General features: G+C 65.9%; 19 protein-coding genes. 8 read left to right on the top strand and 11 right to left on the bottom strand.

Going from position 1 to position 26,765, the window contains the following annotated elements; all coding sequences use genetic code 11:
* Window positions 1-5: 5 nt before the first annotated feature.
* Genes AC6I6U_RS04235 through tagH form a run of 11 tightly spaced genes read right to left on the bottom strand, consistent with a single transcriptional unit; the run spans window position 6 to window position 16,350 of the window.
* A complete protein-coding gene (locus AC6I6U_RS04235) occupies window positions 6-1,733 on the bottom strand; it encodes a formylglycine-generating enzyme family protein (protein WP_497880804.1) in 1,728 nt (575 codons plus the stop codon).
* Entirely contained in the window at window positions 1,726-2,931 is a 1,206-nt protein-coding gene (locus tag AC6I6U_RS04230; protein WP_497880803.1) for an FtsX-like permease family protein, read from the bottom strand. Before AC6I6U_RS04230 ends, AC6I6U_RS04235 begins: the two co-directional genes overlap by 8 nt.
* Window positions 2,928-3,644 (bottom strand): ABC transporter ATP-binding protein, encoded by a 717-nt coding sequence (locus AC6I6U_RS04225; protein WP_497882978.1) that lies wholly within the window; start codon window positions 3,642-3,644, stop codon window positions 2,928-2,930. Before AC6I6U_RS04225 ends, AC6I6U_RS04230 begins: the two co-directional genes overlap by 4 nt.
* The gene (locus AC6I6U_RS04220; protein ID WP_497880802.1) at window positions 3,644-6,739 is read right to left on the bottom strand and encodes a serine/threonine-protein kinase; all 3,096 of its coding nucleotides are present in this window, start codon (window positions 6,737-6,739) and stop codon (window positions 3,644-3,646) included. The genes AC6I6U_RS04225 and AC6I6U_RS04220 overlap by 1 nt, the downstream gene beginning before the upstream one ends.
* A 14-nt stretch (window positions 6,740-6,753) precedes the next feature.
* Window positions 6,754-7,482 carry a PP2C family protein-serine/threonine phosphatase gene (locus AC6I6U_RS04215; protein WP_497880801.1) on the bottom strand — a complete coding sequence of 243 codons (729 nt, stop codon included), beginning with the start codon at window positions 7,480-7,482 and terminating at the stop codon, window positions 6,754-6,756.
* Window positions 7,483-8,136, bottom strand: coding sequence for a type VI secretion system-associated protein TagF (gene tagF, locus AC6I6U_RS04210; protein WP_497880800.1), 654 nt, complete (start codon window positions 8,134-8,136; stop codon window positions 7,483-7,485).
* Complete coding sequence (gene tssM / locus AC6I6U_RS04205; protein WP_497880799.1) at window positions 8,133-11,636, bottom strand: type VI secretion system membrane subunit TssM; 3,504 nt, start codon at window positions 11,634-11,636, stop codon at window positions 8,133-8,135. Before tssM ends, tagF begins: the two co-directional genes overlap by 4 nt.
* Window positions 11,633-12,958 carry a DotU family type VI secretion system protein gene (locus tag AC6I6U_RS04200; RefSeq protein WP_497880798.1) on the bottom strand — a complete coding sequence of 442 codons (1,326 nt, stop codon included), beginning with the start codon at window positions 12,956-12,958 and terminating at the stop codon, window positions 11,633-11,635. Before AC6I6U_RS04200 ends, tssM begins: the two co-directional genes overlap by 4 nt.
* Window positions 12,959-12,964: 6 nt before the next feature.
* Window positions 12,965-14,299, bottom strand: a complete 1,335-nt coding sequence (gene tssK, locus AC6I6U_RS04195) for a type VI secretion system baseplate subunit TssK (RefSeq protein WP_497880797.1) — start codon at window positions 14,297-14,299, stop codon at window positions 12,965-12,967.
* Between the two features lie 15 nt (window positions 14,300-14,314).
* A complete protein-coding gene (tssJ, locus tag AC6I6U_RS04190) occupies window positions 14,315-14,812 on the bottom strand; it encodes a type VI secretion system lipoprotein TssJ (RefSeq protein ID WP_497880796.1) in 498 nt (165 codons plus the stop codon).
* Window positions 14,813-14,862: 50 nt separating this feature from the next.
* Entirely contained in the window at window positions 14,863-16,350 is a 1,488-nt protein-coding gene (gene tagH, locus AC6I6U_RS04185) for a type VI secretion system-associated FHA domain protein TagH (RefSeq protein ID WP_497880795.1), read from the bottom strand.
* A 405-nt stretch (window positions 16,351-16,755) separates the two neighbouring features.
* Here tagH and tssA point away from each other — a divergent pair, with 405 nt between their 5' ends.
* The 8 genes from tssA to tssH all read left to right on the top strand — a co-directional run bounded on the left by tssA (window position 16,756) and on the right by tssH (window position 26,697).
* Window positions 16,756-17,781 (top strand): type VI secretion system protein TssA, encoded by a 1,026-nt coding sequence (tssA, locus tag AC6I6U_RS04180; RefSeq protein ID WP_497882977.1) that lies wholly within the window; start codon window positions 16,756-16,758, stop codon window positions 17,779-17,781.
* 81 nt (window positions 17,782-17,862) lie between these two features.
* Window positions 17,863-18,378, top strand: a complete 516-nt coding sequence (gene tssB, locus AC6I6U_RS04175; RefSeq protein WP_497880794.1) for a type VI secretion system contractile sheath small subunit — start codon at window positions 17,863-17,865, stop codon at window positions 18,376-18,378.
* A 15-nt stretch (window positions 18,379-18,393) separates the two neighbouring features.
* Window positions 18,394-19,887, top strand: coding sequence for a type VI secretion system contractile sheath large subunit (gene tssC / locus AC6I6U_RS04170; RefSeq protein WP_497880793.1), 1,494 nt, complete (start codon window positions 18,394-18,396; stop codon window positions 19,885-19,887).
* A 103-nt stretch (window positions 19,888-19,990) separates the two neighbouring features.
* Window positions 19,991-20,479: an Hcp family type VI secretion system effector gene (locus AC6I6U_RS04165; protein WP_497880792.1), complete on the top strand. Its 489-nt coding sequence runs from the start codon at window positions 19,991-19,993 to the stop codon at window positions 20,477-20,479.
* A gap of 147 nt (window positions 20,480-20,626) precedes the next feature.
* Window positions 20,627-21,148 (top strand): type VI secretion system baseplate subunit TssE, encoded by a 522-nt coding sequence (tssE, locus tag AC6I6U_RS04160; RefSeq protein ID WP_497880791.1) that lies wholly within the window; start codon window positions 20,627-20,629, stop codon window positions 21,146-21,148.
* Complete coding sequence (tssF, locus tag AC6I6U_RS04155) at window positions 21,148-23,007, top strand: type VI secretion system baseplate subunit TssF (RefSeq protein ID WP_497880790.1); 1,860 nt, start codon at window positions 21,148-21,150, stop codon at window positions 23,005-23,007. The genes tssE and tssF overlap by 1 nt, the downstream gene beginning before the upstream one ends.
* Complete coding sequence (gene tssG, locus AC6I6U_RS04150; RefSeq protein ID WP_497880789.1) at window positions 22,971-24,023, top strand: type VI secretion system baseplate subunit TssG; 1,053 nt, start codon at window positions 22,971-22,973, stop codon at window positions 24,021-24,023. The genes tssF and tssG overlap by 37 nt, the downstream gene beginning before the upstream one ends.
* Complete coding sequence (gene tssH / locus AC6I6U_RS04145) at window positions 24,016-26,697, top strand: type VI secretion system ATPase TssH (protein WP_497880788.1); 2,682 nt, start codon at window positions 24,016-24,018, stop codon at window positions 26,695-26,697. The genes tssG and tssH overlap by 8 nt, the downstream gene beginning before the upstream one ends.
* Window positions 26,698-26,765: the final 68 nt, after the last annotated feature.

Below are 26,765 nucleotides of genomic sequence, written 5' to 3'. Positions count from 1 at the left end.
AACGCTCAGGGCTTCTGGGCGTTCGATGCGAGTAACGCTTTCAAGATCGTCGCCGGGTCGGCCCGCTGTTGCTTGCGGTAATCCTCGACATGACGAACGAACAAGGTAGCCCGTGCCACCAGGCTGTTGCCGAGCACGGGTTTGCGATTGAGTTCTTCTTTCACCCGCTGGAACTGCGCCTGGATCACCGCATCGGTGTAGCGCGTGGCCGTTGCCAGGTTGTCGATGTAGATCGACACGGCGCCGTCCAGCGCGCTGGTGCCGTTGTCAATGGCGGTGGCGAACAACGCGGCGCTGGCCTCGTCCTTGGCATCGACGGCCTGTTGGCGGCTCTTCTTCAGGTTGGTCAGGCGGATGTTGTAGTTGTTGACGGTCTCGGCGACCAAGGCAGCCGACTGGATCAGGTTGCCGGCGGCTTCCTCACGCTGGCGGGCGATCAGCGACACGTTGCGCTTGAGCTCTTCGTTGACCAGTCCCAGCTCGGCCTGCTGGCGTGGGTCGGTGGTGGCGGAGATGATGCTGTCCAGGCGCTTGGTCGGGTCCTGGGCATCATCGATCGCATCGGTCAGGGCCGCCAGGCGACCTTCCTTCTTCCACTGCTCGAACAACTCCTTGTAGCGCGAGCGCGGCGCCGACAGCGCACCGATGGCGACACGGAAACCGGTGGTCTCGTTGCTCTGCTCGGTGCCATCGGCGGCGAACAGCGGGTACTCGCGACGCATGCCGGTGAACAGCGTGCCTTCACCCTCCAGGTAGTTGCCACCCTTGACCACGAAGCCGCCATAGGCGCCCTGGCGGCGCCCGGCGTGTACCAGCTGGAACGATTCCTGGACCATCTGCGCGGCGTTGCCGATCACGTCGAACAGGCCGATCGGGTTGGGCAGCTTGGTGCCCACCGGCATCAGCCGCGGCGCCTGGCCAGTACCGCCGGCGACCTGGTTGAACACCGCATAATCGGACAGCGGCCCGTCGGTGTCGCTGCCCGGCTGGCGACGCGGGAACAACCGGTCCTCCAGCTCCTGGCGACCAACCGCCTGGGCGCCACGGGCGGCGTATTCCCACTCGACCTCGGTCGGCAGGCGCACGAACCCGGCACCGCCATCCTCGGCCGAACTGCCACGGCCGCTGACCGGCAGCCGGTCGTGGTGATATTTCATCAGCCAGGCACTGTAGACTGCGGAAAACCGTTCGGCATCGAAACGCGACACCTTGACCTTGGGCAGCCGCCCGGCGATACCTTCCGGCGCCTCGCAGGCCGGCGCCGGCTCGCCGCTGGCCAGCGATTGCGCCTGGGACATGACCAACGCGTACTGGCGCGCCGTCACCGGGTACTTGCCCATGAAATAGAACATCGGCTTCAACGGCGAGCCGGCATCGGTCTTCGGCAGGGCCGGGGAAATCGCCTTCTGCCAATCACTCGGCAGGTCCTTGAGGGTGAACTGGCCGTTGATGAAGTCCCGGCGATAGCCGGAAATGAATGACTGCTTGTAGCCCGGCTCGTCTTCGCTGAACGGGTAGCCGAGGCTGATCTCGCGGTCGTCCAGGGTGCCCTGGGCGAGGATGTAGACGTAGCGGAACACCATCTCGCCGTCGCACGGCAGCGGCAGGCTGATATCGCCGCTGAGGGGCTTGGGGTTGTCCAGCTTGTTGGTGTCGTCGTCGGCCCGCACCAGGCCAGCCAGGCCCAGGCCACCGATCAACACCATGAGGGCCGCGCTGCGCAGCTTAAACATCTCTGATTCCTTCCGAAGCTTCTATCTGTGCCACTCGCCAGCCACCGAGGGCCGCAGCCAGAGCACAGACCGCCAACACCGAAAAAAGTGCCAGCATGTAATGGCGCAATAGCAAATGGCTGGCATATTCACCGGCCGCCTGCATGAATAGATGGTTCAGGCCCTGCTCCGCAACGACGTACAGCACGACGCTCAAGCCGGCGGCAAACAACCCGCTGTAGAGAGCCTGCAGTACCACGAACAGCAACAGGGCCCCGGTACCCAGGCCCAGCAGGCGCAGCACCGACAGCTCGCGACGCTTGCGCTCGACCGCCGCCAGCGCGCCGGCAAGGATCGCCGCGAACGCCCCGGCCAGGGCCAGGATGGCGATGATCCAGAATACGATGGACAGGTTGCGACTCAGCGACTGCACCTGGGCGATAGTCTGGGCCTGGGTCGAAACCAGCAGGCCACGTTCGGCGAAGTAGCGGCGCAACGGTTCGACGTCACCGAGTTCGCGGGCATACAGCCGGAAAGCCGGATACACCCGCTGCGCAGCGGAGCCCGCCGGCTCGCCGCTCCAGCCCAGCAATGGCACGCCACGACCGTCGCGATAATCCTCGGCAGCCTCCAGCAGTGCCAGTGGCGCAAACAGCGCATCACGACCGAAGGCTTCCAGCGGCAACACCGCCTGCACGCGGATCTGCGTGTGCTGGCTTTCCACCCGACCGGCCACCTGGCGCCCGAAGGACACCTCGAGCCAGTCGCCAGCCTTCACCCCGAGCTTTTCCGCAGCGGTGTAGCTGAGCAGCATCGCCACCATGCCGGCCGGCGCCGGCAGGCCACCGAGCAACGGGTCGCCTTCGGCGGTCGGCAGCATCTCGACATTCAACGCCGGCCCCTGGCGACTGATGGACAGATCGGCGGTGGCGGCGATCTGCCGGGTCCGTGGCAGGGCGAACGCCACATCCTCGCGACGGCCCAGCTCGGCGATATAGGCCGCACCGAAACGCCCGCCGCCCAGGGGAATGATTTCGCGCACGGCCGGGTCCCGCTCCAGCCGCTCGGTGAGGCTGCTGACCAGGCCGAACTTGAGCCCGAACAGCACCAGCAACGGCGCGATCACCGCCACCAGCGCCAACACCGAGCAGGCCGACAGGCGCGCATCGGCGCGGTAGTCCTGCCAGGCCAATGCCGCCACCAGGGCGCTGCGCCTCATGAGTCGGCCCCCAGGGTCGCGGTCACGCCGCCATCGGCGTCACGCTGGCAGGCAATCCGCAACACGCTCATGCCCAGGTCGCGCACCAGCGACTCGTCGTGACTGGCGACCACGCAACAGGCGCCCTGCTCCCTGGCCTGCGCGAGCAGCAATTGCATGACCCGCCCGGCATTCAGGGGGTCGAGCGCCGCCGTCGGCTCATCGGCCAGCAACAGCCGCGGGCCGTGGGCCAGGGCACGAGCACAACCGACCCGCTGGCGCTGGCCAACCGACAGGGCCTGGGGCCGCTTGTCCAGCTGATCGGCGATCTCCAACTGCTCCGCCAGCCGGCGCACGCTGCCATCGTCGGCCATGCCCAGCAACTTGCGCGACAGCTCGATGTTCCCGCGCACGTCAAGAAAACCCAGCAACCCACCCGTCTGCAGCACATAACCGAGATAGCGGCTGCGCAACTGCGCCAGCGCGTCATGCTGCCCCTCCCTCCAGAGCGCGGCGATATCCTGCGCGCCAGCGGCGCCGTCGAAGCTGAACAGGCCGACGCGGTCAGGCGCCGACACCAACGCCAGCAGATCGAGCAAGGTGCTCTTGCCGCACCCGCTGGGACCGACCACCGCCCACTGCTGGCCGGGCGCCAGGTCCAGGCGCGGGATCACCAGGCTGTAGCGCTGGGCGCCCTCGCCCCGCGTCTTGCGCACCTCACGCAGGCTGAGCATCACGGCAGCGTCGACAACGGAACGCGATACAACGCGTCACCCGGCTCGGCATCGCCGAACCGGACCCAGTTGGCCACATCGTTGTGGAAGGTTTCGTAGAGGCGGATTTTCGACTCCAGTTCGTCAATGAAGTCTTCCTGTTCGGCGACGCTGAGCGACAGCCACAGGTCCTGGGTCATGCTCAACGACTTGCTGCGATATGGCAGGCCCTCGAGGTACTCGCCAAGCACCCCGCCATCGGCGAGGTTGCCGCCCTTGCGCAGGGCCGCCGGATCGCGGCTCATGTAGGCACTGGCGCTGGCGATTTCCTGGAAGAAGTCCTTGGGCGAACTCTGGGTCTTGCGCGCGGCATCGACGATCAGCTTCAGCGACTGCTGCAGCTCGTTGAGTTGCAGCTTGGTCAGCATCACGCAGACCTGGAACGCCGGCAGTGCCGGGTTGGTCAGGTCGCGGTCGGCCGTCCAGGCACTCACCAGCTGTGGCGCCTGGCTGGCGCCCTTGTGGCCGAGGAAGTCCATGTGCATGGCATAACCGATGGCCGCCGACTTGTCGGCCAGGCTTGGCGCCGCCGCCAATACCGGCGCCGCCTGGGCCTGATTGCTGCGCACCTGGTGCACCAGGTTGGCGAACACCGAGCCGATCTCCTCGACCCGCTCGCCGAGCTTGCGCACGTCGCCGCCCTGGACCGGAATGTAGAGATCGCCGATCTTCGGGTTGGCATCGGCGGTCAGGGTGCGGTACTGCTGCTCGGCGAAGGCGTGGTTCTTCTTGCCGGCCTCGCTGCGCAAATGCAGCGCGTAGATCTTGATCTGCTTGCTCAGCGCCGCCTGGCGAATCTCCGCTTCGTTCATCCGGGTGCTGCTGTAGGGATCGTTCTTGCGCAGCGAACCGGCGTCGCTGACCAGCAGGATCAGCCGCCCGCCGTAGCCGGACCAGTCCATGCCATCGACCGCCTGCATGATCCCGGCGAACGAGTCTTCGTTGAACGAATGGCTCGACACCGTGGACGCCTTGACCTGCCGCGCCAGCTCCAGAAAGCGCTCCGGATCGCGGCCCTGGTCGAGGGTGATCAGGGTCTTGCTCAGGTACTCCAGGCCCGGAGTCTTCTGGATATTGTTACGGAAGCCCACCAGGCCGAAGCTGACGCTGTCCAGCTCGCCGCGTTCGGCGATCTTGCTCTGCAGCTCATGGACCACGTCGCGGACCTGGTCGATATAGGGCTGCATCGACACCGTGGTGTCCACCACCAGCACCACGGCGGTACGGAACTTGTCCGTTGCCGCCGCGACCGGAGCCGCGCCACTGGCGGTTTTCTGTGCGGCGCTGCCGGGGTCGATCGAGGCGACATTGAGCAACTGCACCGGCTGGCCGTTTTCGTCGAAGCTTTCCCGCGAATCGAAGATCGGCAGCAGGTAGAACTGGTTCTGCGGCACCGCGCTGGCGGTTGGCTCCAGGGCCAGTACCCGTTGGTTGTCAGCCGGATTCTTCTGCGCAGTCAGCAACAGGTTTTTTGCCGACGCCGGGTTGGCGAGCAACTTGTCGATATCGGCGGCGTCACGCAGGAACATCACCGGCTCACGCCCGGAACGCTCGGTGAACTTCAGCACCAGGCTCTGTTTCCATTCGCTGACCTTCGCACCTGGCAGCCAGCCTTCGTCACGTCCATCGCTGGCGGCACCGACACGCAGCCAGGTGGCGCCAGCGACGGTCTTGCGCTGGTACACGTACAGCACCGAGAACGCCGGCAGTGCCTTGTCGGCCTGGCCGCCCGGCGAACTGTGCAACTGCGCGCCGGGCTGGCTCAACACGCGCTGGAACAGGGTCTTCTTGCCGACCATCAGCAACGGTCGGTTGCCGCCATCGACATCGCCTTGCGCAGGCTGGACCGGCGGCCTCGCGCTCACCGGGTCCGCTGGTCGGTCCGAGGCAGGCGGCATAGTCGATACCGGCGTGGTGGAAGTCGGCGGCGTGGCATTGGTTGCCACGGGCGGCTTCACCGGCTTGTCGCTGCCCAGCCACCAGTAGCCGGCACCGGCGACACCCATGGCGGCCGCCACCGCGACAGCCAGCAGTGCCAGCACCGGGCCGCGGCGCTGCTGCGAGTCGGCGCTGTCGCGCAACATTGGTTGTGGACTTGGCGGCGGTGCAGGCTGGGGAGCCGGGCGCGGCGCCGGTTGCGCCGGCGCCTGGCTGGGGATGTCGATCGAAACCGGGGTCAAGCCGCCGAGGTCGGGGGTCGCCGGTTTTTCGGTAGCAGCCGTGGGCAGAGCCAGGGGCTGAATCAGGGTCGATTCCAGTTCCTCGGCCGGCAGATTGTCCAGCGCCGTCTGCAAGGCGGCGGCATCGGCGAAGCGCTCGGCCGGGTCCTTGGCCAGCAGCCGCTGCAGGATGTGCTGGTAGCGACCGTGCTGGATGGGCAACTCCGGCAGCGGTTCGGTAAGGTGCGCCAGCGCCGTCGACAGCGCGTCGGTGCCGGTGTAGGGCAGCTTGCCGACGAGGATTTCGTAGAGCACCACGCCCAGCGCGTAGAGGTCGGCGCGCCCGTCGATCTCCTGGCCACGGGCCTGCTCGGGGCTCATGTAGCTCGGCGTGCCGACGGCGAACCCGGCCTGGGTGAACTGGGTGCGGTCGTCCAGCGACTTGGCGATCCCGAAGTCCGAGAGCACCGCCGTGCCGTCGGCGCGAAACAGGATATTCGCCGGTTTCACGTCACGGTGCACCAGGCCCTGAGCATGGGCGTAACCCAGCGCCGAGGCGATCTGCCGAATGTACTGCACGCCCTGCTCCGGGCTCAGGCCCGCAGCGATGCGTTCCTTGAGCGTACCGTTGGGCAGGTACTCCATGGCCATGTAGTACAGCTCGCCGACATTGCCGATATCGTGGATGGTCACGGTATGCGGATGCGACAGCCGCGCAAGGGTCCGGCCTTCGCGCAGGAAACGCTCGCAGAAGGTCGGGTCGGCGGCCAGCGCGGCCGCCATGACTTTCAGCGCCACCTTGCGCTCCAGCGACCGTTGGGTCGCCAGATAGACGGTGGCCATGGCGCCTTCGCCAATCTCGCCGTCTATGTCGAATCCGGGAATCAATATGTCCATGTAGGAAAGTGTCTTCAGGTGGCTTTGACGACGATCGCCGTAATGTTGTCGGGGGCGCCACGGGTCAGGCCCAGGTGGACCAGGCTGCGTACCACCGCATAGGGTTCCGGATGGCCAAGCACGTCGCGGATTTCCGCATCCTCGGCGGTCTTGTTCAGGCCGTCGCTGCACAGCAGGAAGCTGTCGCCGGGGAGCACCTGGAAGTTGCTCGTCGACAGTTCCAGTTGCGCCTCGACACCGATCGCCCGGGTGACGATATTGGCTCGCGGATGCACCCGCGCCTCGGCCTCGCTGAGCAGGCCGCTGTCCTGCAGGTCCTGGACGTAGCTGTGGTCGCGGGAAATGCTCTCCAGCTGGCCATCGCGCAGGCGATACAGGCGGCTGTCACCGGCCCACAGGCAGATGGCGGCGTCACCGCGCACCGCCAGCAGCACCACGGTGCTGCCCATCATCTTCACGCCACGGTTGCCCGCCTCTTCGCGAACCGCCGCATTGACCTCGGCCAGGCAGGTGCGCAGGGCGTTGCCGTAGATCGCCAGGGAGTCCGACGGCGGAATGCGCCGCAGGGTGTCGACGATCAGGCTGGCGACATAGTCGCCCGCCGCATGCCCGCCCATGCCGTCGGCCACGGCCCACAGGCCGGCGTCGGCCAGATCGAGGCAAGCGTCCTCGTTGATCTGGCGAACCATGCCGACATGGCTGTAGCTGGCGGACTTGTAGGTGATTGCAGGGGTATTGGCCATTTAGCTCGCCGCTCCCTTGCCCAGCAGGAAGCTGCCGAAATCGGCGGTGGCCGGCAGGCCTTCGCAACGCATCAGGCCTGCCTCGATCCGCTGCGAACCACGGCCCCACCACAGGCTCGCGCCCACACAAGCCTGCTCGGCCAGGGCCTGGGCGCGGCTCTGTGCGTCGAGCGCGGCGAATCGCCGCAGGCTGGCGAACTCGCTGGCCGGGGTCTTGTTGGCAAACGGCAGCTTGCCGAGATGCTGCACGCCGTGTTCGAAGGCCTCGAAACTGGCCCCCTCCTCCAGCGTTGCCAGCAACAGCGACTCGGCCCGCTCGAACCAGTCATCGGCACCCCCGACCACCGCTGCCAGGGCATGCCCGGCATCCAGCGGCTGGGCCACCGTCAGCGGAAAGTAGCGGCCGACCCGGTCGATACTCGGCATCAACACACCGGCGACCGATTCCGGACCGCAAACCCCCGGCGCCAGCACGAAGCGCCAGAGCGGGCTGACCAGGTAGACATTCAACCAGTCGCTGCCCAACTGTTGCTGGCTGGCATGCAGGCCGGACGCCAGCCAGGCATCCCACGGCTGCACGAAACCCTGGGGCAGCCCACGGCTGACAAAGTCGCCGCGGCTGGCCAGCTTGCCGTAGTAACCCACCGTCGTCATAGGCGCTCCGGCAGACTGAAGCCGCTGAGCACGCGGCTCTTGAACGGGTTGAAGGCACTGTTGGCGCGCAACTCGTAGGAAATGCTTGCACCATCGACCCGCAGGCGCAGGTTGAAGCGGTCCGGCGAATTGCCGGCCACCAGGTCCGACTGCTCCAGCAGGCGGAACCAGGCCCACGGCCCATCCAGGGTCACGCCGGAGCGACCGGTCGCCGACGGCGGCGAGATCGACAGGCGCACCACGCCGATACTGCCCGGATTCGGCCATTGCATCGCCACCGGCCGGCTCGGGCCGTGGTCGTAGCTGATCTGCTGGCCGTCGAGGTCGAGCAGGAACTGGGTGATCGAGGCATCCATCGCCACCGGCTTGAGCTCGAAGCGCACGATCGGCTGGGTGCCGCCGGAGCGGAAGAACGCATCGCGAATAGACGCGGCGCGCTGGAAGGTCTGCAGTACGCCTGGGGAGATGCCCAGTTTCTGCGCCGCCCCCGGCTGCCAGCGCCAGGTCGCCGTCGAGGTGTCGACATAAGGTTGCAGGTACTTGCGAAAGTAGTTGTCCATCACCCCGCCGACGCCGAAAAACTGGCCGAAGTCGTCGAGGGTCGCATCCCGGGCACTGCCGGGGGACAGCGGATAACGGCCGCTGAGGGACTGCCGGTAAACGTTGACCACCTCGCTGACCCAGGCCGCGTTCAGTTGATTGCGCACCCCACCCATCATGCTGTTGGTGGTCGAGCTGACCACCGACTTGACCAGGCCCTGGACCAGCGGCGGCTGCCGCTCGGCATTCAGGCTGACCCGGGCGGCGGCGCCCGCAGCCTGGTTCTTGGCCTCGCCGAGCAGCGCGTCGCCGCTGGCACCGACCATGGCGCTGACCTGCACGTACAACGCGTTCATGTCCGCCAGCAGGCCATCGATGGCCGCCGGCTCGCCCTCGCCCTTGCTGACCAGCGCATTGAGTTCGGCAAAATGCGCGCTGACCGGATCTTCCGCCGGTGCCGCCGGGGCGTCGCTGGCCGCTTGTTCCTGGCCCAGCATCGAGCCCAGGCGCTGCTTGATCTGGTCGACGCTGCTGTCGACCTTCTTGCCCTGGGCCGCCAGCAGGCGTTCTTCCTGCTGCAGGTCGGTTTCCTTGGCCACCGCCACCAGCAACTTCTTCAGCGGCGAGGTCGGCCCGGAAATCACCCGCAGCACGTCGGCGGCCTGGGCCACGCTGGTGATGGGCACGAAGTCGATATCAGCCAGCAACGCATCCCACTGGCGCAGGTAATCCTGGAAGTACAGGCGACGCACATCCGCCGCCAGGCTGGCGACATTCTGCTGCTCGCCCTGGTCGCGACCCAGCACCCACTGCTCTTCAGCCAGGGTCCCGGCCTGATTCAGGCTGGCCAGCAGAAATGCCTCGCGATAGCCCTTGGCGGTGAAAAAACCGCTCAGCGGCTCGCTCAGCGGCTTGCCGCTCTTGCGGCTGAACACCAGCGCGGCATCACGGCCGGCTGCGTCGCTGATGCGAAAGTCACTCACGCCGGCCGGCAGCTTCTGGCGCTTGACCCGGTCGTAGACCCGCTGCGCCACCGGCAGTTGCTGCAACTGGCGGCGCAGGTCGTCGATCAGTCGCTCGTCCAGCCGGGCATTCGGCGGGTGCCGGTCGAACAGTGCCTTGAGATGCTCGCCCAGGGCCAGGCGCTGATCCGGCGGCAGGTCCCGTGGCAGGTTGCGGTCCCAATCGAGGGCAATCCAGGCCTTGATGAACTCGGGGTCGTAGTGCTCGTTGTCGGCCATCATCAGGTAGGCCTTCAGGCCCTCGTAGAGGAAGTCCGAACTGCCGCCGCTGCGCAACTGCTCCTCGACACGGGTCACCAGCCGCGGCGCGAACACCGCGATCAGCAACTTGCGATAGACGCTGGCCGATTCCGCTTCGAGCATGTCGCCCTGGTACAAGCCCAGGCCTTCGGACCAGCCCGGCGCATCACCGGCCAGGTGCCGGACCGCGTTGAGCAGCGGCAGCACCGCCAGCACGTCGCGCTGCGCCGGGCTGAGGTTCTGCACGCTCTGGCCCAGCGGCGCGACCTTCTGGTCGACCTGGGCAATATAGGCCTGGTTGGCCTTGTAGCTGATCAGCCACAGGGTGCTGACCAGCACCACCACCGCCACCGTCGCCGCCAGCACACCACGGGCCAGCCACTTGCGCCGCCGCTCGACCTTGGGATTGACCCCGACCAGCCCGCGCTCGGCGAAGGCCACGGCGGTGAACAGCTTCTCGATGAAGTAACTACGCCCGGTGCCGCTCTGGCGGGCCAGGTGCTGGCGGTCCAGGCTCATGCTCTGGGCCATGGCGCCGATCAGCCGATCGATCGGGCTGCCTTCCTGGGTGCCGCTGGTGAAGTACACGCCGCGCAACAGCGCCCGGTCTTCATAGGCATTGGGCTTGAACACGCCGTCGAGGAAACTCTGCAGGCACACACGCAACGCACCGAACTGCTGCGGGAAGCCGTAGATCAGGTCGCGGCGAGCCGGGTCGCGCTCCTGCTGCAGACGCTCCACCAGGCGTTCGTTGAGCCGCTGCTCCAGTGCATCGAATTCGCCCTTGAAGTGCACCAGCGGGCTTTCGGCGTGCTTGCCATCATCGAGGGTGAAGGTCGTGCCCCACACCTGGGCCCGCTCTTCCTTGCTCAGGGAGTCGAAGAACTCCATGAAGCCCGGTACCAGGTCGAGCTTGGTCAGCATCAGGTAGATCGGAAAACGCACACCGAGCTGGGTGTACAGCTCCTGGATCCGTGCGCGGATCGCCGCGGCATGGGCTGCCCGCTCGGCGTCGGTCCCCAGCAACAGGTCGGACAGGCTGATGGCGATGAACGCACCATCGATCGGCCGGCGCGAGCGCTGGGTCTTGAGCAGGTCGAGGAAGCCCAGCCAGGCCGCCTTGTCCACCTGGGCATGGCTGTCTTGGGTGGTGTAGCGGCCGGCGGTATCGAGCAGCACCGCTTCGTCGGTAAACCACCAGTCGCAGTTACGGGTGCCGCCGACACCGCGGATCGCCCCGGCGCCCAACTGCGCAGCCAACGGGAAGTGCAGGCCGGAGTTGACCAGTGCGGTGGTCTTGCCCGAACCGGGCGGGCCGATGATCACATACCACGGCAACTCATACAGGTTACGGCGCTCATCGCCGCCGAGGCGGGCCTTCTTCAGCAGCACCAGGGCCTCGTCCATGCGTTGGCGCAGGGTCGCCAGCTCTTCGGCGGTGGCGACGCTGGCCGCGTCCGGCGGCGTATCCGCAGCCAGGCTCTGCATGACCTTCGCCGCCTGGCGACGGGCCTGGATCAGGCGGAACACGCGATAGGCGATCCAGATCGCGAAGATCAGGATGATCAGCGCCCAGCGCCGGCCTTCCGGCACCAGCACTTCGAGCAGCGGGCCGACGAACCAGATGATCAGGCTCAGGGCGATCAGCCCGAGCACCGGGATCACCCAGCGAATGACAAAACCGAAAAACGCCTTCACTCGACTCCCTCCGCAAAGACTGTGATCTCTACCCGGCGATTCTTCGCCCGGCCCTCGGCCGTGGCGTTCGACGCCAGCGGCTCGGTGTCGCTGCGCCCTTCGGCACTGAAGCGCTCGGGCTGGCCGGTCTTGGCGGCGAGGATCTGCAGCACCTGCTCGGCACGCGCCTGGGACAGCGCCCAGTTCGACGGGAAGCGCAGGGTGGCGATCGGACGGTTGTCACTGTGGCCGGTGACCCGCACCTGGCCCTTGACCTTGCGGATGGCGTCGGCGATGCGCAGCATCAGCGGCTGGAAGTCATCGACGATGCTGGAGCTGCCCGAGGAAAACAGTTCGTCGCCGCGGATAGTCACCACCGAACGGTCGACCTTGTCCTCGACCGCAACCTTGCCGGCCCTGATCTCCTCGGCGAGGAAACCGGCCAGGCGCGGCCGCTCCACCACCTTCGGCTGCACCACCGGCCGATCTATGGTCTGCACCGGGATCTCGCCCAGGGCATGGATGTTCTTGAACACCGGCTCGGCGTCGGAAGCCAGCTTCATGCGCAGGCCGAACAGCAAGGCCAGCAACAGTGCCAGGCCGATCGCCACGCCAACCCAGGGCGGCATGAACTGGCTGAGGCGATCACGGGCCACGGTCAGGCCGCGCCAACGTGGCGACAGCTCGCGCTCATGCTCGCCACGGGCGCTGCGAATGGTCGCAGCGGTGCGTTCACGCAGGGCCTCCAGCTGGCTGCGCCCATCGTTCATCACCCGATAGCGGCCTTCGAAGCCCAGGCACATGCACAGGTACAGCAGTTCCAGCAGGTACAGGCGTTCGCGCGGGCTCTGCAGGCAGTGTTCGAGCAACTGGAACACCTTCTCGCCGCCCCAGGCCTCGTTGTGCACGGTGATCAGCAGGCTCTGCTTGCCCCACTCGCTGGTACTGCCCCAAGGCGTGCTGAGTACCGCTTCGTCGAGGGCGGTGCACAGCGCATAACGCGCCAGCAGCACTTCGTTACGGGCGACGCCGGCGGCTTCGGCGCGCTCCTCGAACTGGCGCAGGTAACCCAGCAACTGCGCCCGCAGGCTCGCCGGGGCCGGATGGGCAATGGTGTTGCGCAACCGGGTGAGCAGCGCCAGCAGCGGGCCGGCGGCGCTTTCCAGCGGGTTCAGGCCCTGGGATTGGCCAATCGGCAGCGGCGCGGCCGGCATCGACAACGGTGCGGCCTGCTCGGCCCGCGGCGCGGGCTGGGCCTCGCGACCACCGGGGCGTGGCATGAACTGGGTACGGTCGTTGGGGACAGGTGCAGGCTGGCCCAGCGGATCTTCATTGGAGTGCATCGCCACTTATCCTCGAATGGCCCAGAACGCCAGGTTCAACCCCGGGAACTCCCCGGCGACGTGGAACGCGAAGCCGCCGGAGTGCATCAGTTGTTTCCAGTGCTCGCTGCCACGGTCGAGTTCGTAGTAGGTCGAGCCGGCATGGAACGGGATCTGCCGCGGTGCCACCGGCAACGGCAGCAGGCCGATGCCCGGCAGTTGCAGGTTGACCAGGTCGCGAATGTGTTCCACCGAGCCGATCTTGCTCTGTTGGGCGAAGCGCCCGCGCAAGGTTTCGCTGGGAATGTCGGCCCGTACCACCAGGATGAAGCTTGCGTTGTCGATGAGCGTCCGGTCGGCCAGCATCGCCACGTGGATACCGTAGGCCTTTTCGACGATTGGGATCGGCGTCGCCTTACTGTCGATCAACATCGACAGTGCCTCGCGCAGCGCCTGCATGACCGGCGCGAAGCTGAGCGCCAGGGCGTCGTGCTGGTACTGCGGATACTCGGCCGGGCGCCGGCCGCTCTGGGAAAAGGTGGAAAACTCGCCGGCCAGGCTCACCAGCTCGCTGTAGAAGCGCTCCGGGTGCAGCGGGCTGAGCTGGCTCAGGTGGCTGACCAGCGGCTCGGCGCGGTTGACCAGTTGCAGCAGCATGAAATCGGCGATCTCCGAAGCGCCACCAGCGCCCGAGGCGACCACCCGCCCGGCAAGGGCTTCGCCGCGCTGGTGCAGCAGCCCCAGCAGCTCGCTGCGGAACGCCGCCAGCGGCTTGCTCGCGGCCACGTCGAGCACGGGCGGGATATAGCTCTCGTCCAGCACCAGGGCGCGATCGGCGCGTTTTTCCTTGATCCGCACCAGGCCAATGGCGGCGTAGTCGCTCAGGCCATCGCCCTCGGTCAACAGGCGCAGGGCACGCGAGCCCACGGCCACCGGTGCACGGTTCTCGAACGGCGCGTTGTCGTCGCGCACCTCGCGCACCTGGCTCAGGTAACGCGCGCCACCGAGTTCCTCGCCCTCGTCCACGGTATCGCGGGCCCCGGCGCGCTTGAGCGGCAGCGCCAGGTAGACCACGCCGTCACGCAGGCTGTCGTCGATGCTCAGCGGGCTGGGCGCCAGGTCATCGTGGGGAATGTTGAACGGCGTGCCGTCCGGCAGCAGCCCCTTGGCGGAAACGATGGCCAGCTTGCCCTGGGCCAGCAGGCCCTGGTCGATCAACAGTTCGCAGAACCCCCAGGCCCCGGCTGACAGCGGACGGCTGCGGGCGTCGATCAGGTTTTCCAGGTAACGGTCATGCTGCTGGAAGTGCTGCGTTCCGATGAACATGCCTTCCGACCAGACCACTCGATTGTTCCAGGACATGGCTTCTCCGTTTGCCTAAGGGGCGGAGCCTTCGACGGCGCTGCGTACCGCGCGCACATCGAGGCTGATCTGATAGTCGGTGACCTGGCGGGGCGGCACGTCGAGCACATTGCGCCACAACGCCTGGTCGATCTCGCGATAGCCCACCACCAACCCGACGTGGCGGGTCGCGGGATTGAGCGCGCGCTCGACGCTCAGTTGCTCGCCGGGTTGCACCAGCACTTCGTCCTGGTCGACCAGGTCGGCCCCGAGGGTCGCCTGGGCCCGTTCGGCCAGGGCGAAATAATCGGCGCGATTGAAGTTGGCGGTGTTCTTCAACTCGAAAATGCGCACGCGCACCGGTGCCGGGGCCCCGTTGGCGCCGGGGTTGAGACCGTAGATGGCATGAAAGTTCAGCACAGCGGTGGCGCTGTCGGCAGCCGGCTCTGCAGCAGGCGCTGGCGCGGCGGCGTCCTTGCTGCACGCGTTGAGCAGCAGCATCATGGCTGCGGCCAGTAAAACTCGATGAATCATCCTTCGTCCTCAGTGACGGTCTGGCTTTCCGTTGAATCCTGTGTTGCCTGTCAGCCCTTGCCCAGCCGGGCACTGTGTTCCTCGTAGGCCCTGCTGAACTCGCGCCCGAACAGGTCCTGGAAATCGTCCTCGGCCTCGCGGGAAATCCGCGAGTACAGCTCGGTGAACTGTTGCCAGTTCTGGGCCTGGCGCGAACCGCCGAACAGGTTCGACAGGCCGCCCGGGCGGCTCATGCGGGCTTCCAGCTCGGTCGGCTCGAAACGCTTGAGCAAGTGCTTGATCGCCGCTTCCACGCCGGCCATGACCGCCAGCTGGTGCGCACGCAGATCGTCGAAGCTGTCCTGTATCGCCTGGTCCGGCGCCATGAACGCCTGGTTGCCATGGCGCAACAGCAGCAGCAGTGCCTCGTCGGCATTCGGGGCGAATTTCAGCGGATTGTTTTCCACCGGGCGGATCATCGTCTGCTGCATGCGGAACTCGCCTTTGAGGCTGCTGCGGGCACGCAGGACATCGATCAGTCCTTCGACCATAAGCCGGTAGCTGCGACCGACGGCCTCCATCTGTGCCTCGACCTGGGCAGTGTCCAGGCGCAACTGGTCGAGCCCGGCACCGCGCAGGAAGGCCTGCAACAGGTTGGCCTGCTGGCCCACCTCGGCAACCGGGGCCGGTGGTGGCGTGGGCGTGGGCACGGGCACGGGCGCAGGTGCGGCGACCGGAGCCGGAGCCGGAGCCGGAGCCGGAGCCGGAGCCGGAGCCGGAGCCGGGACAGGCTCCATCGCCACGGGCGCCGGCGCAATGATCTCGGGGATCACCACCGGTATCGGTGCAGGTTGGCTGACCGGGGCTTTCGGTGTGTCGCCGAACAGGTCCCAGTCCTCCGGGATCATGCCCGCGCCAGCCGCGGTGGCGGCTGGCACCGAGCTGATCTCCGGAATCGGCGGAATCACCGGTGCTGGTGGAATCACGGGAGCTGGCGGGCGGAAGTCATGCTGCTGCGCCGGCACATGGTCCGGCACGGTCGCCGGCGGCACGCTGGTGGGCGTCAGGAAATCGAACAGGTCGGGGAAGGTATCCATCGCCGAACCGCCCTGGAAATGCGCCGGGATGCTCGCCGGCTGCGGCGTTGGCACCGGTGCGGCCGCAGCACGCCCCATCAGGGCTTCGAAACTGTTGGAGGCATCCACCCCGGACAACGGCGAATCGGCCAGTTGCAGGTTGAAGTCGATACGTGCACGGATTTCGTACTCGCCAATGCGGATAACTTCGCCATCCTGCAACGGCTCACTATTACCCCGGCGCAGGCGAATACCGGCATTGACCAGTTCCACCCCATTGGTACTGTTATCCGTCAGGTAGTAACGGCCATCCTTGTATTGGATAACACAATGACGGGAGGAAACCAGCCGCTCAGGATCAGGCAGCACCCAGTCATTTTCCGAACTACGGCCAATTGCCATCACCCCCTTGTCCATTGTCTTTTCAGGACATTGACCGGGGGTGATCTTGTGATAACTAGTGATAGTCAAGCACAGCGACATTGCGCCTCCTTGCAGTACATCCACGCACAGCCGGCCCGCTGCACTGTTGGCGCAGCAAGCGCGGTCCGGGTCTTGCGACCCTGGGTAAAACCCTATTGTTTTCAGCCGTTTCGGCGAAACTGACAGATTCTACCCACAATTTTCTTACAATCGTACAGGTCATGACCCGGTAGTCGACGGCCTTGCCGAGCCCGTCACAACTGTAACAAAGGCTGGATAGCTTACCTTGACAAGGTCGAACTACTACACCAAAAATGCACAACTTCCCGTTTATACATGATGGCCGTGTGATATCAAAGGCCGTATATCCACGGCAATTATGAGATTTTTCCTTGGGAACTTTTCCAAGGAAATATGCTCAGGAAATACCTGGCACTTTGCCAGATGATAAGGAGATCGAACTTGCTGGACCTGCCGTTGTTGCTTGCTGCTGTTTCCGCGAACTCGCCCTGCGGCGAGGATCTGGAATATGACGCGCAATTCCTGCAATTGGAACGTGATGCCCAGGGCAAGCCCGAGCGCATCATGGGCGATTCCGTGCAACCGGCAGAGCCCCCTGCCTGGCGGGTCATCGAGCAGTCGAGCACGACCCTGCTGCAACGCAGCAAGGACCTGCGCATCACCCATTTCCTGGCGCAAAGCAGCCTGGCCCTCGAAGGCTTCGCCGGCCTGCGCGATGTCCTCGAACTGATTCACCAGTTGCTCCAGCAATACTGGGGCGAACTCTATCCGCAGCTCGACGCCGATGACGACAATGATCCCACCGTACGGATCAATGCCCTGTCCGGCCTGGCTTGCGAAACCAATATACGGCTGCTGCGCGAAAGCGTGCTGACCCGCTCCCGGGCCTTCGGCACCGTCACCTTGCGTGCCGCCCTGAACGCCAGCGGCCTGCAGGGCTTCTCCGACGAAAGCCTCAATGCCGATGAACTGAGCGGCGCCCTGCGCGATACCAATCCGGAAGATCTGGAAGCCGTGCGCAGCGCCATCACCGAGGCGCGCAGCACCCTCGACGCCATCGAGCGCTTCGTCTCCGACCAGGTCGGCTCGGCCCAGGGCGTCGACCTCAGCGCCTTGCGCCAGCCGCTCAAGCTCGCCCTGCAGGTGTTCAACGAATACGCCCCAGGCGGTGCCGCCCCGGCTGGCGAAGACACCGACGGCAGCCTCGAATCCACCGACTCATCGTCCATGGACGCGCTCGCCAGCCCGGCGCCCCGCGCCACCGGCGAGATCGGCAACCGCGACGACGTGTTGCGCAGCCTCGACCGGATTCTCGCCTACTACACCCGCCACGAGCCTTCGAGCCCGCTGCCGGTGCTGTTGAACCGGGCGAAGAATCTGGTCCACGCCGACTTCGAGGCGATCGTGCGCAACCTGATTCCCGACGGCATGTCCCAGTTTGAAAACCTGCGGGGCCCCGAGGGCGAATAAGCCCGAGAAGTCCGCGCAGTTACGTTAACGGCCTATACCGATGACGCCTACACCGTCGCAGCAGCGACCAGGAGCAGCAACGTGGCGAAGCAAAGTTCTCAGAAATTCATCGCGCGCAATCGCGCGCCACGGGTCCAGATCGAGTACGACGTGGAACTCTACGGCGCCGAGAAAAAGGTCCAGTTGCCTTTCGTAATGGGCGTGATGGCCGACCTGGCCGGCAAGCCCGCCGAGCCTCTGGCCGCCGTCGCCGACCGCAAGTTCCTGGAAATCGACGTCGACAACTTCGACTCGCGTCTCAAGGCCATGAAGCCACGGGTCGCGTTCAACGTACCGAACGAGCTGACCGGCGAAGGCAACCTGAGCCTGGACATCACCTTCGAGAGCATGGACGACTTCAGCCCTGCCGCCGTGGCGCGCAAGGTCGACTCGCTGAACAAGCTGCTCGAGGCGCGGACCCAGCTGGCCAACCTGCTGACCTACATGGACGGCAAGACCGGCGCCGAGGAAATCATCATGAAGGCGATCAAGGACCCGGCACTGCTGCAGGCCCTGGCAAGTGCGCCAAAGCCCCAGGACTCCGAGCCCAGCGCTTAATCAGGACGAACGACCATGACCCAATTGCAGCAAGACAACCAGCCTCTGCAAAGCGGCAGCACCGAACCCAGCGAGTTCGCCAGCCTGCTGATGCAGGAGTTCAAGCCCAAGACCGAGCGTGCCCGCGAAGCCGTCGAAGGCGCCGTGCGCACCCTGGCCGAACAGGCCCTGGCGCAGACCGACCTGGTCTCCAACGACGCGATCAAGTCGATCGAATCGATCATCGCCGCCATCGACGCCAAGCTCACCGCCCAGGTCAACCAGGTGATCCATCACCCGGACTTCCAGCAGCTGGAAAGCGCCTGGCGTGGCCTGCACTACCTGGTCAACAACACCGAAAGCGATGAGCAGCTGAAAATTCGCGTGCTGAACATCGCCAAGCCGGAATTGCACAAGACCCTGAAGAAATTCAAGGGTACGGCCTGGGACCAGAGCCCGATCTTCAAGAAGATGTACGAAGAGGAATACGGCCAGTTCGGCGGCGAGCCATACGGCTGCCTGGTCGGCGACTACTACTTCGACCAGTCGCCACCGGATGTCGAGCTGCTGGGCGAGCTGTCCAAGGTCTGTGCGGCCATGCACGCGCCGTTCATTTCCGCAGCATCGCCTACCGTGATGGGCATGGGTTCGTGGCAGGAACTGTCGAACCCGCGTGACCTGACCAAGATCTTCACCACCCCGGAATATGCCGGCTGGCGCTCGCTGCGTGAATCGGAAGACTCGCGCTACATCGGCCTGACCATGCCGCGCTTCCTGGCGCGCCTGCCGTACGGCGCCAAGACCGACCCGGTGGAAGCCTTCGCCTTCGAAGAAGACACCGACGGCGCCGACAGCAACAAGTACACCTGGGCCAACGCGGCCTACGCGATGGCGGTGAACATCAACCGCTCGTTCAAACACTACGGCTGGTGCTCGCGGATTCGCGGCGTCGAGTCCGGCGGCGAGGTCCAGGACCTGCCGGCGCATACCTTCCCGACCGATGATGGCGGCGTGGACATGAAGTGCCCGACCGAGATCGCCATCTCCGACCGTCGTGAGGCGGAACTGGCGAAGAACGGTTTCATGCCGCTGCTGCACAAGAAGAACACCGACTTCGCCGCATTCATCGGCGCCCAGTCGCTGCAGAAACCGGCCGAGTACGACGATCCGGACGCCACCGCCAACGCCAACCTGGCCGCGCGCCTGCCGTACCTGTTCGCTACCTGCCGCTTCGCCCACTACCTGAAGTGCATCGTTCGCGACAAGATCGGTTCGTTCAAGGAAAAGGACGAAATGCAGCGCTGGTTGCAGGACTGGATCCTCAACTACGTCGACGGCGATCCGGCCCACTCCACCGAAACCACCAAGGCCCAGCACCCGCTGGCGGCGGCGGAAGTGGTGGTCGAGGACGTCGAAGGCAACCCGGGCTACTACACCTCCAAGTTCTTCCTGCGTCCGCACTACCAGCTCGAAGGCCTGACCGTGTCGCTGCGCCTGGTATCGAAGCTGCCGTCGGCGAAGGGGGCATAACCCGGCCCCCATGGGCGCCGCGTTATCCGTAACAACGGCGACCCCGCCATGACGGCGGGGTCCCGGCTAACAACCTCGTGGTGCAGACCACACTGGAGAAAACATGGCTGTTGATATCTTCATCAAGATCGGTGACATCAAGGGCGAGTCCATGGACAAGGCCCACAAGGACGAAATCGACGTCCTGAACTGGAGCTGGGGCATGTCCCAGTCCGGCAACATGCACATGGGCGGTGGCGGTGGCGCCGGCAAGGTCAACATCCAGGATCTGTCGCTGACCAAGTACGTCGACAAGGCCTCGCCCAACCTGATGATGCACTGCGCCAGCGGCAAGCACATCGACAAGGTTACCCTGGTGGTGCGCAAGGCCGGCGGCGAAAGCCAGGTCGAGTACATGAAGATCGACCTGGAAGAAGTGCTGGTCACTTCCCTGAGCACCGGCGGCTCGGGCAGCGATGATCGCCTGACCGAAAACGTCACCCTGAACTTCGCCCAGGTCATGGTCGAGTATCAGGAGCAGAAGGCCGATGGCTCCAAGCAAGGCGGCCCGGTCAAGTTCGGCTGGAACATCCGTTCGAACACCAAGCGTTGATCCCCGTGCCCCCGACGTCTGGCGTCGGGGGTGCATGGCGTTACCCCCGAATTCGATTCATTGCCGGTGTCCGAGCATGGCCAAGCCTTGGTTTCCCGATCAGCGGAGCTGCCGCCCCGCAGCGTCCAGCCCCTGTGACGTTGCACGATGAGCAGCGTGCCAAGCGACTTCGCCCTGCGCGAACGCCTGCAACCGTCGCTGCTTGATCGGCTGACCGACGACGAGCCTGGCCACCTGCAGGAAGGCACCGACAAACGCGTGCTCTCGCTGAACCAGCTCAAGGCCTCGGTCCTGCGTGACCTGACCTGGCTGCTCAACACCACCTCGCTGCTCGATGCCGATGCCACGCTGCACACGCCGGCCGGCACTTCGGTGGTCAACTACGGCCTGCCGGCCCTGGCCGGCTACAGCGCCTCGAGCATCGATATCCCGGCGCTGGAAAGCCTGATCCACAAGGCCATCGCCACCTTCGAGCCGCGCATCCTGCCCAGCACCCTGCGGGTCCGCGCCCAGGTCGCCCATGGCGAGATGAACCACAACGCCCTGAGTTTCGAGATCGAGGGTGACCTGTGGGCCCTGCCGGCACCGCTGCCACTGCTGCTGCGCACCGACCTCGACCTGGAATCCGGCCATGTGCGCGTGGTCCCGGCCGAGCAACGGAGACGTTAATGAACCCGCGCCTGCTCGACCTCTACAACCAGGAACTGCAGCACGTCCGCGAGAGTGCTGCCGAGTTCGCCAAGGAATACCCGAAGATCGCCGGCCGCCTGACGCTGTCCGGGATCGACTGCGCCGACCCGTATGTCGAGCGCCTGCTGGAAGGTTTCGCCTATCTCACCGCGCGCGTGCAACTCAAGCTCGACGCCGAGTACCCGACCTTTACCCACAACCTGCTGGAAATCGCCTACCCGCACTACCTGGCACCGACGCCGTCGATGACCGTGGTGCAGTTGCAGACCGACCCCGACGAGGGCTCGCTGGCCAGCGGCTTCACCCTGCCACGGGACAGCGTGCTGCGCGCCACCCTCGGCAAGGACACCCAGACCACCTGCGAGTACCGCAGCGCCCATGCGGTGACGCTGTGGCCGCTGCAGGTCAGCCAGGCCGAATACTTCGGCAACCCGGCAACGGTACTCGGCCGCCTGGCCGCCAGCGAACCCAAGGCCAAGGCCGGCCTGCGCCTGACCTTGCGCACCGGCGCCGAACTGCCGTTCAACCAGCTCGACCTGGACAACCTGCCGCTGTACCTCAACGGTGCCGACGAGCAACCATTCCGGCTCTACGAACAGTTGCTGGGCAACGCCTGCGCGGTATTCGCCCGGGCTCCGGGCGGCGACTGGGTCGAGCGCCTGCCCCAGGACGCCCTGCGCGCCTGTGGTTTCGACGACCGCGAGGCGGCGATGCCGGTGGTTGCCCAGGCTTTCCAGGGCTATCGGTTGCTGCAGGAGTACTTCGCCCTGCCCCAGCGCTACCTGTTCGTCGACTTTTCCAACCTGGGTCGCGCGGTCAAGCGTTGCGCCGGCCAGGAACTGGAACTGATCGTGCTGTTCGAGCGTTTCGACCCGAGCCTGGAAGGTAGCGTCGGCACCGCGCAGTTCGTGCCCTTCTGCACCCCGGCGATCAACCTGTTCCCGCGCCGGCTGGACCGTATCCATCTGTCCGAGCGGGTCAACGAGCACCATATGATCGCCGACCGGACCCGGCCGATGGATTTCGAGATCCACTCGCTGACCGGCGTTACCGGCCACGGTACCGGGCCCGACCAGCCGTTCCTGCCGTTCTACGCCGTACGCGACCCGTCGCGCTATGGCCGTGACCAGGCCTACTACATCCTGCGCCGCGAACCGCGGGTGCTGTCCAGCGAACAGCGGCGCAAGGGCACGCGCTCGACCTACATCGGCAGCGAAACCTTCATCAGCCTGGTCGACAGCCAGCAGGCGCCCTACCGCCATGACCTGCGCCAGCTGGGCGTCAGCGCCCTGTGCACCAACCGCGACCTGCCGCTGTTCATGAGCGTCGGCAGCGGCAAGAGCGACTTCACCCTGGCCGACAGCGCCCCGGTGTCGGCGGTGCGCTGCCTGGCAGGTCCAAGCCGGCCGCGGGCCAGCCACGCCCACGACAACAAGGCCTGGCGCCTGATCAGCCAGTTGTCGCTGAACTACCTGTCGCTGAGCGAGGCCGGCCAAGGCGCTGCCGCCCTGCGCGAACTGCTGCGGCTGTACGGCGAGAGCAACGATGCCGCCCTGCAACTGCAGATCGAGGGCCTGCGCGAGGTCAGCAGCAAGGCCTGCACCCGGCGGCTGCCGATGCCCGGGCCGATCGTCTTCGGGCGCGGCCTGGAAATCACCCTGGAATTCGACGAGAACGCGTTCCGCGGCACCGGGGTATTCCTCCTCGGCGCGGTGTTCGAACGCTTCCTGGCACGCTATGTGTCGATCAACAGTTTTACCGAGACGGTGATCCGTACCACCGAACGCGGCGAGATCATGCGATGGAAAGCCAAGCCCGGACGCCGTCCGACCCTGTGAGTACGCTCACGGCGATGCAATCCGAGCCCTGGGAATACGATTTCTTCCAGGCGCTGCGGCGTATCGAGTGCGAATCGCCGCACCTGCCGCGCTTCGGCCATTCGTTGCGCCTGGCGGACGACCCGCTGCGCCTCGGCCAACAGCTGGACTGCGCCTTCGCCCCGGCCACCCTGGCCTCGATGACGCCGGCCGAAGGCACCGCACCGGCGCGCCTGGAGCAGTTCTTCTTCGGTCTCGGCGGGCCCAACGGCCCGTTGCCGCTGCACCTCACCGAATACGTGCGCGAGCGCCAGCGCAACAATGCCGATAGCACCAGCAAGCGCTTCCTCGATGTGTTCCACCATCGCCTGCTGAGCCTGTTCTACCGGGCCTGGGCCGAGGCACGGCCGACCGTCAGCCATGACCGCCCGGATGACGACTACTGGTCCGGACGCCTGGCCGCCCTGAGTGGCCGCGGCATGCCGAGCCTGCTCGACCAGGGGCGGATCCCGGCGACCGCCAAGCTGCACTTCAGCGGCCACCTCGCCGCCCAGACCCGCTACCCCGATGGCCTCAAGGCGATTATCAGCGAGTACTTCGGCCTGCCGGTGGAGATCGAGGAGTACGTCGGCCAGTGGCTGGAACTGCCCGAGCGCAGCCGCCTCGGCGTCAGCGCCAGCCAACTGGGCGTGGACTTCTGCCTCGGGCGCCACGTGTGGGATCGCCAGCACAAGTTCCGCATCCGCCTGGGCCCGCTGAAACTCGACGAATACATGGGCATGCTGCCCGATGGAGAACCCTTCCACCACCTGGTGGCCTGGGTCGCCGAATACCTGGGACACGAGCTGGACTGGGACCTCAACCTGGTCCTGGAACAGCCCGAGGTCCCCAGGCTGCAACTCAACGGCCAATTCCGCCTGGGTTTCAACACCTGGGTCGGCCAACCCAAAGAGGACGCCAGGGACCTGATCCTGGCCCGGCATTACGCCGAACACGCCACACCAGCCCACCACTCAAGGAGCACAGAGCATGGGTGAAATCAGTCGCGCCGCGCTGTTCGGCAAACTCAACAGCGTCGCCTACAAGGCCATCGAAGCCGCCACGGTGTTCTGCAAGCTGCGGGGCAACCCGTATGTGGAACTCGCCCACTGGTTCCACCAGTTGCTGCAATTGCAGGACTCGGACCTGCACCGCCTGGTGCGTCAGTTCAACATCGAACCGGCACGCCTGGCCCGCGACCTGACCGAGGCGCTGGACCGCCTGCCGCGCGGCTCGACCTCGATCACCGACCTGTCCTCCCATGTCGAGGAAGCCGTTGAGCGCGGCTGGGTCTATGGCAGCCTGATGTTCGGCGAAAGCCAGGTGCGCACCGGCTACCTGGTGCTCGGCATCCTCAAGACCCCAAGCCTGCGCCATGCGCTGCTGGGGCTGTCGTCGGAATTCGACAAGATCAAGGCCGAGGCCCTGAGCGAGCGCTTCGACGAATACGTCGGCGACTCGCCGGAAAACAACCTCGGCGCCAGCGACGGCTTCAATGCCGGCGCCGTACCAGGCGAGGCCAGCGGTGCCATCGCGCCGAGCGCCATGGGCAAGCAGGAAGCGCTCAAGCGCTTCACCGTCGACCTGACCGAACAGGCCCGCAGCGGCAAGCTCGACCCGATCGTCGGCCGTGACGAAGAGATTCGCCAACTGGTGGACATCCTCATGCGTCGCCGCCAGAACAACCCGATCCTCACTGGCGAGGCCGGGGTCGGCAAGACCGCGGTGGTCGAGGGCTTCGCCCTGCGTATCGTCGCCGGCGACGTGCCGCCATCGCTCAAGGATGTCGAACTGCGCAGCCTCGACGTCGGCCTGCTGCAGGCCGGCGCGAGCATGAAGGGCGAGTTCGAACAGCGCCTGCGCCAGGTCATCGAAGACGTCCAGGCCTCGCCCAAGCCGATCATCCTGTTCATCGACGAGGCCCACACTCTGGTCGGCGCCGGTGGCGCTGCCGGTACCGGTGACGCCGCCAACCTGCTCAAGCCGGCGCTGGCCCGCGGCAGCCTGCGCACCGTGGCCGCCACCACCTGGGCCGAGTACAAGAAGCACATCGAGAAGGACCCGGCGCTGACCCGCCGCTTCCAGGTAGTACAGGTGCCGGAACCCTCGGAAGACAAGGCGCTGCTGATGATGCGCGGCGTCGCCTCGACCATGGAGAAGCACCACCAGGTGCAGATCCTCGACGAAGCGCTGGAGGCCTCGGTCAAGCTGTCCCACCGCTACATCCCTGCGCGCCAGTTGCCGGACAAGTCGGTCAGCCTGCTCGACACCGCCTGCGCCCGCGTCGCCATCAGCCTGCATGCGGTGCCGGCCGAGGTGGACGACAGCCGTCGGCGTATCGAGGCGCTGGAAACCGAGCTGCAGATCATCGCCCGCGAGCACGCCATCGGTATCGACACCAGCAGCCGCAAGAGCACCAGCGAAGGCCTGCTGGCCGCTGAGCGCGAGCGCCTGGCCGAACTGGAAAGCCGCTGGGCCGAGGAAAAGAGCCTGGTCGACGAACTGCTCGCCACCCGCGCCGAACTGCGTGAAAGCACCGGCGTGGTAGACAGCGACACCGGCAGCGAACAGGGCCACGCCCTGCGCGAGAAACTCATCGACCTGCAACAGCGCCTCAGCGCCCTGCAGGGCGAAAGCCCGCTGATCCTGCCGACCGTGGACTATCAGGCGGTGGCCTCGGTGGTCGCCGACTGGACCGGTATCCCGGTGGGCCGCATGGCGCGCAACGAGCTGGAAACCGTGCTCAACCTCGACCAGCACCTGAGCAAGCGCATCATCGGCCAGGACCATGCCCTGCGCATGATCGCCAAGCGTATTCAGACCTCCCGCGCCGGCCTCGACAACCCGAGCAAGCCGATCGGCGTGTTCATGCTCGCCGGCACCTCCGGCGTGGGCAAGACCGAAACCGCCCTGGCCCTGGCCGAAGCCATGTACGGTGGCGAACAGAACGTCATCACCATCAACATGAGCGAATTCCAGGAAGCCCACACCGTCTCCACCCTCAAGGGCGCCCCACCCGGCTACGTCGGCTACGGCGAAGGCGGCGTGCTGACCGAAGCGGTACGGCGCAAACCCTACAGCGTGGTGCTGCTGGACGAGGTGGAAAAGGCCCACCCGGACGTGCACGAAATGTTCTTCCAGGTGTTCGACAAGGGCGTGATGGAAGACGGCGAAGGCCGGGTGATCGACTTCAAGAACACCCTGATCCTGCTGACCACCAACGCCGGTACCGAACTGATCTCGCACCTGTGCAAGGATGCCGGCAACGTCCCTGATCCTGAAGACATCGCCAAGGCCCTGCGCCAACCGCTGCTGGAGATCTTCCCGCCAGCGCTGCTCGGGCGCCTGGTGACCATTCCGTACTATCCGCTCAGCGACACCATGCTCAAGGCGATCACCCGCCTGCAGCTGGGGCGCATCAAGAAACGCGTGGAAAGTACCCACAAGGTCGCGTTCGATTTCGACGACGAGGTGGTCGACCTGATCGTCTCACGCTGCACCGAAACGGAAAGCGGCGGGCGGATGATCGACGCGATCCTGACCAACAGCCTGCTGCCGGACATGAGCCGCGAATTCCTCACGCGCATGCTCGAAGGCAAGCCGCTGGCGGGCGTGCGGATCAGCGTGCGGGATAATGAATTGCACTACCAGTTCAGCGACGTGGAGGCCTGAGCCGGCCTCTTCGCGGGCAAGCCCTGCTCCTACAGATCGGTGTTGTACGCAGAGCGTGTGTACGACGC

The organism is Pseudomonas sp. UTLPPB19802, assembly GCF_059730225.1.
The sequence above is the reverse complement of the archived record's forward strand: the minus strand, read 5'-3'. Positions and strand labels throughout refer to the sequence as shown.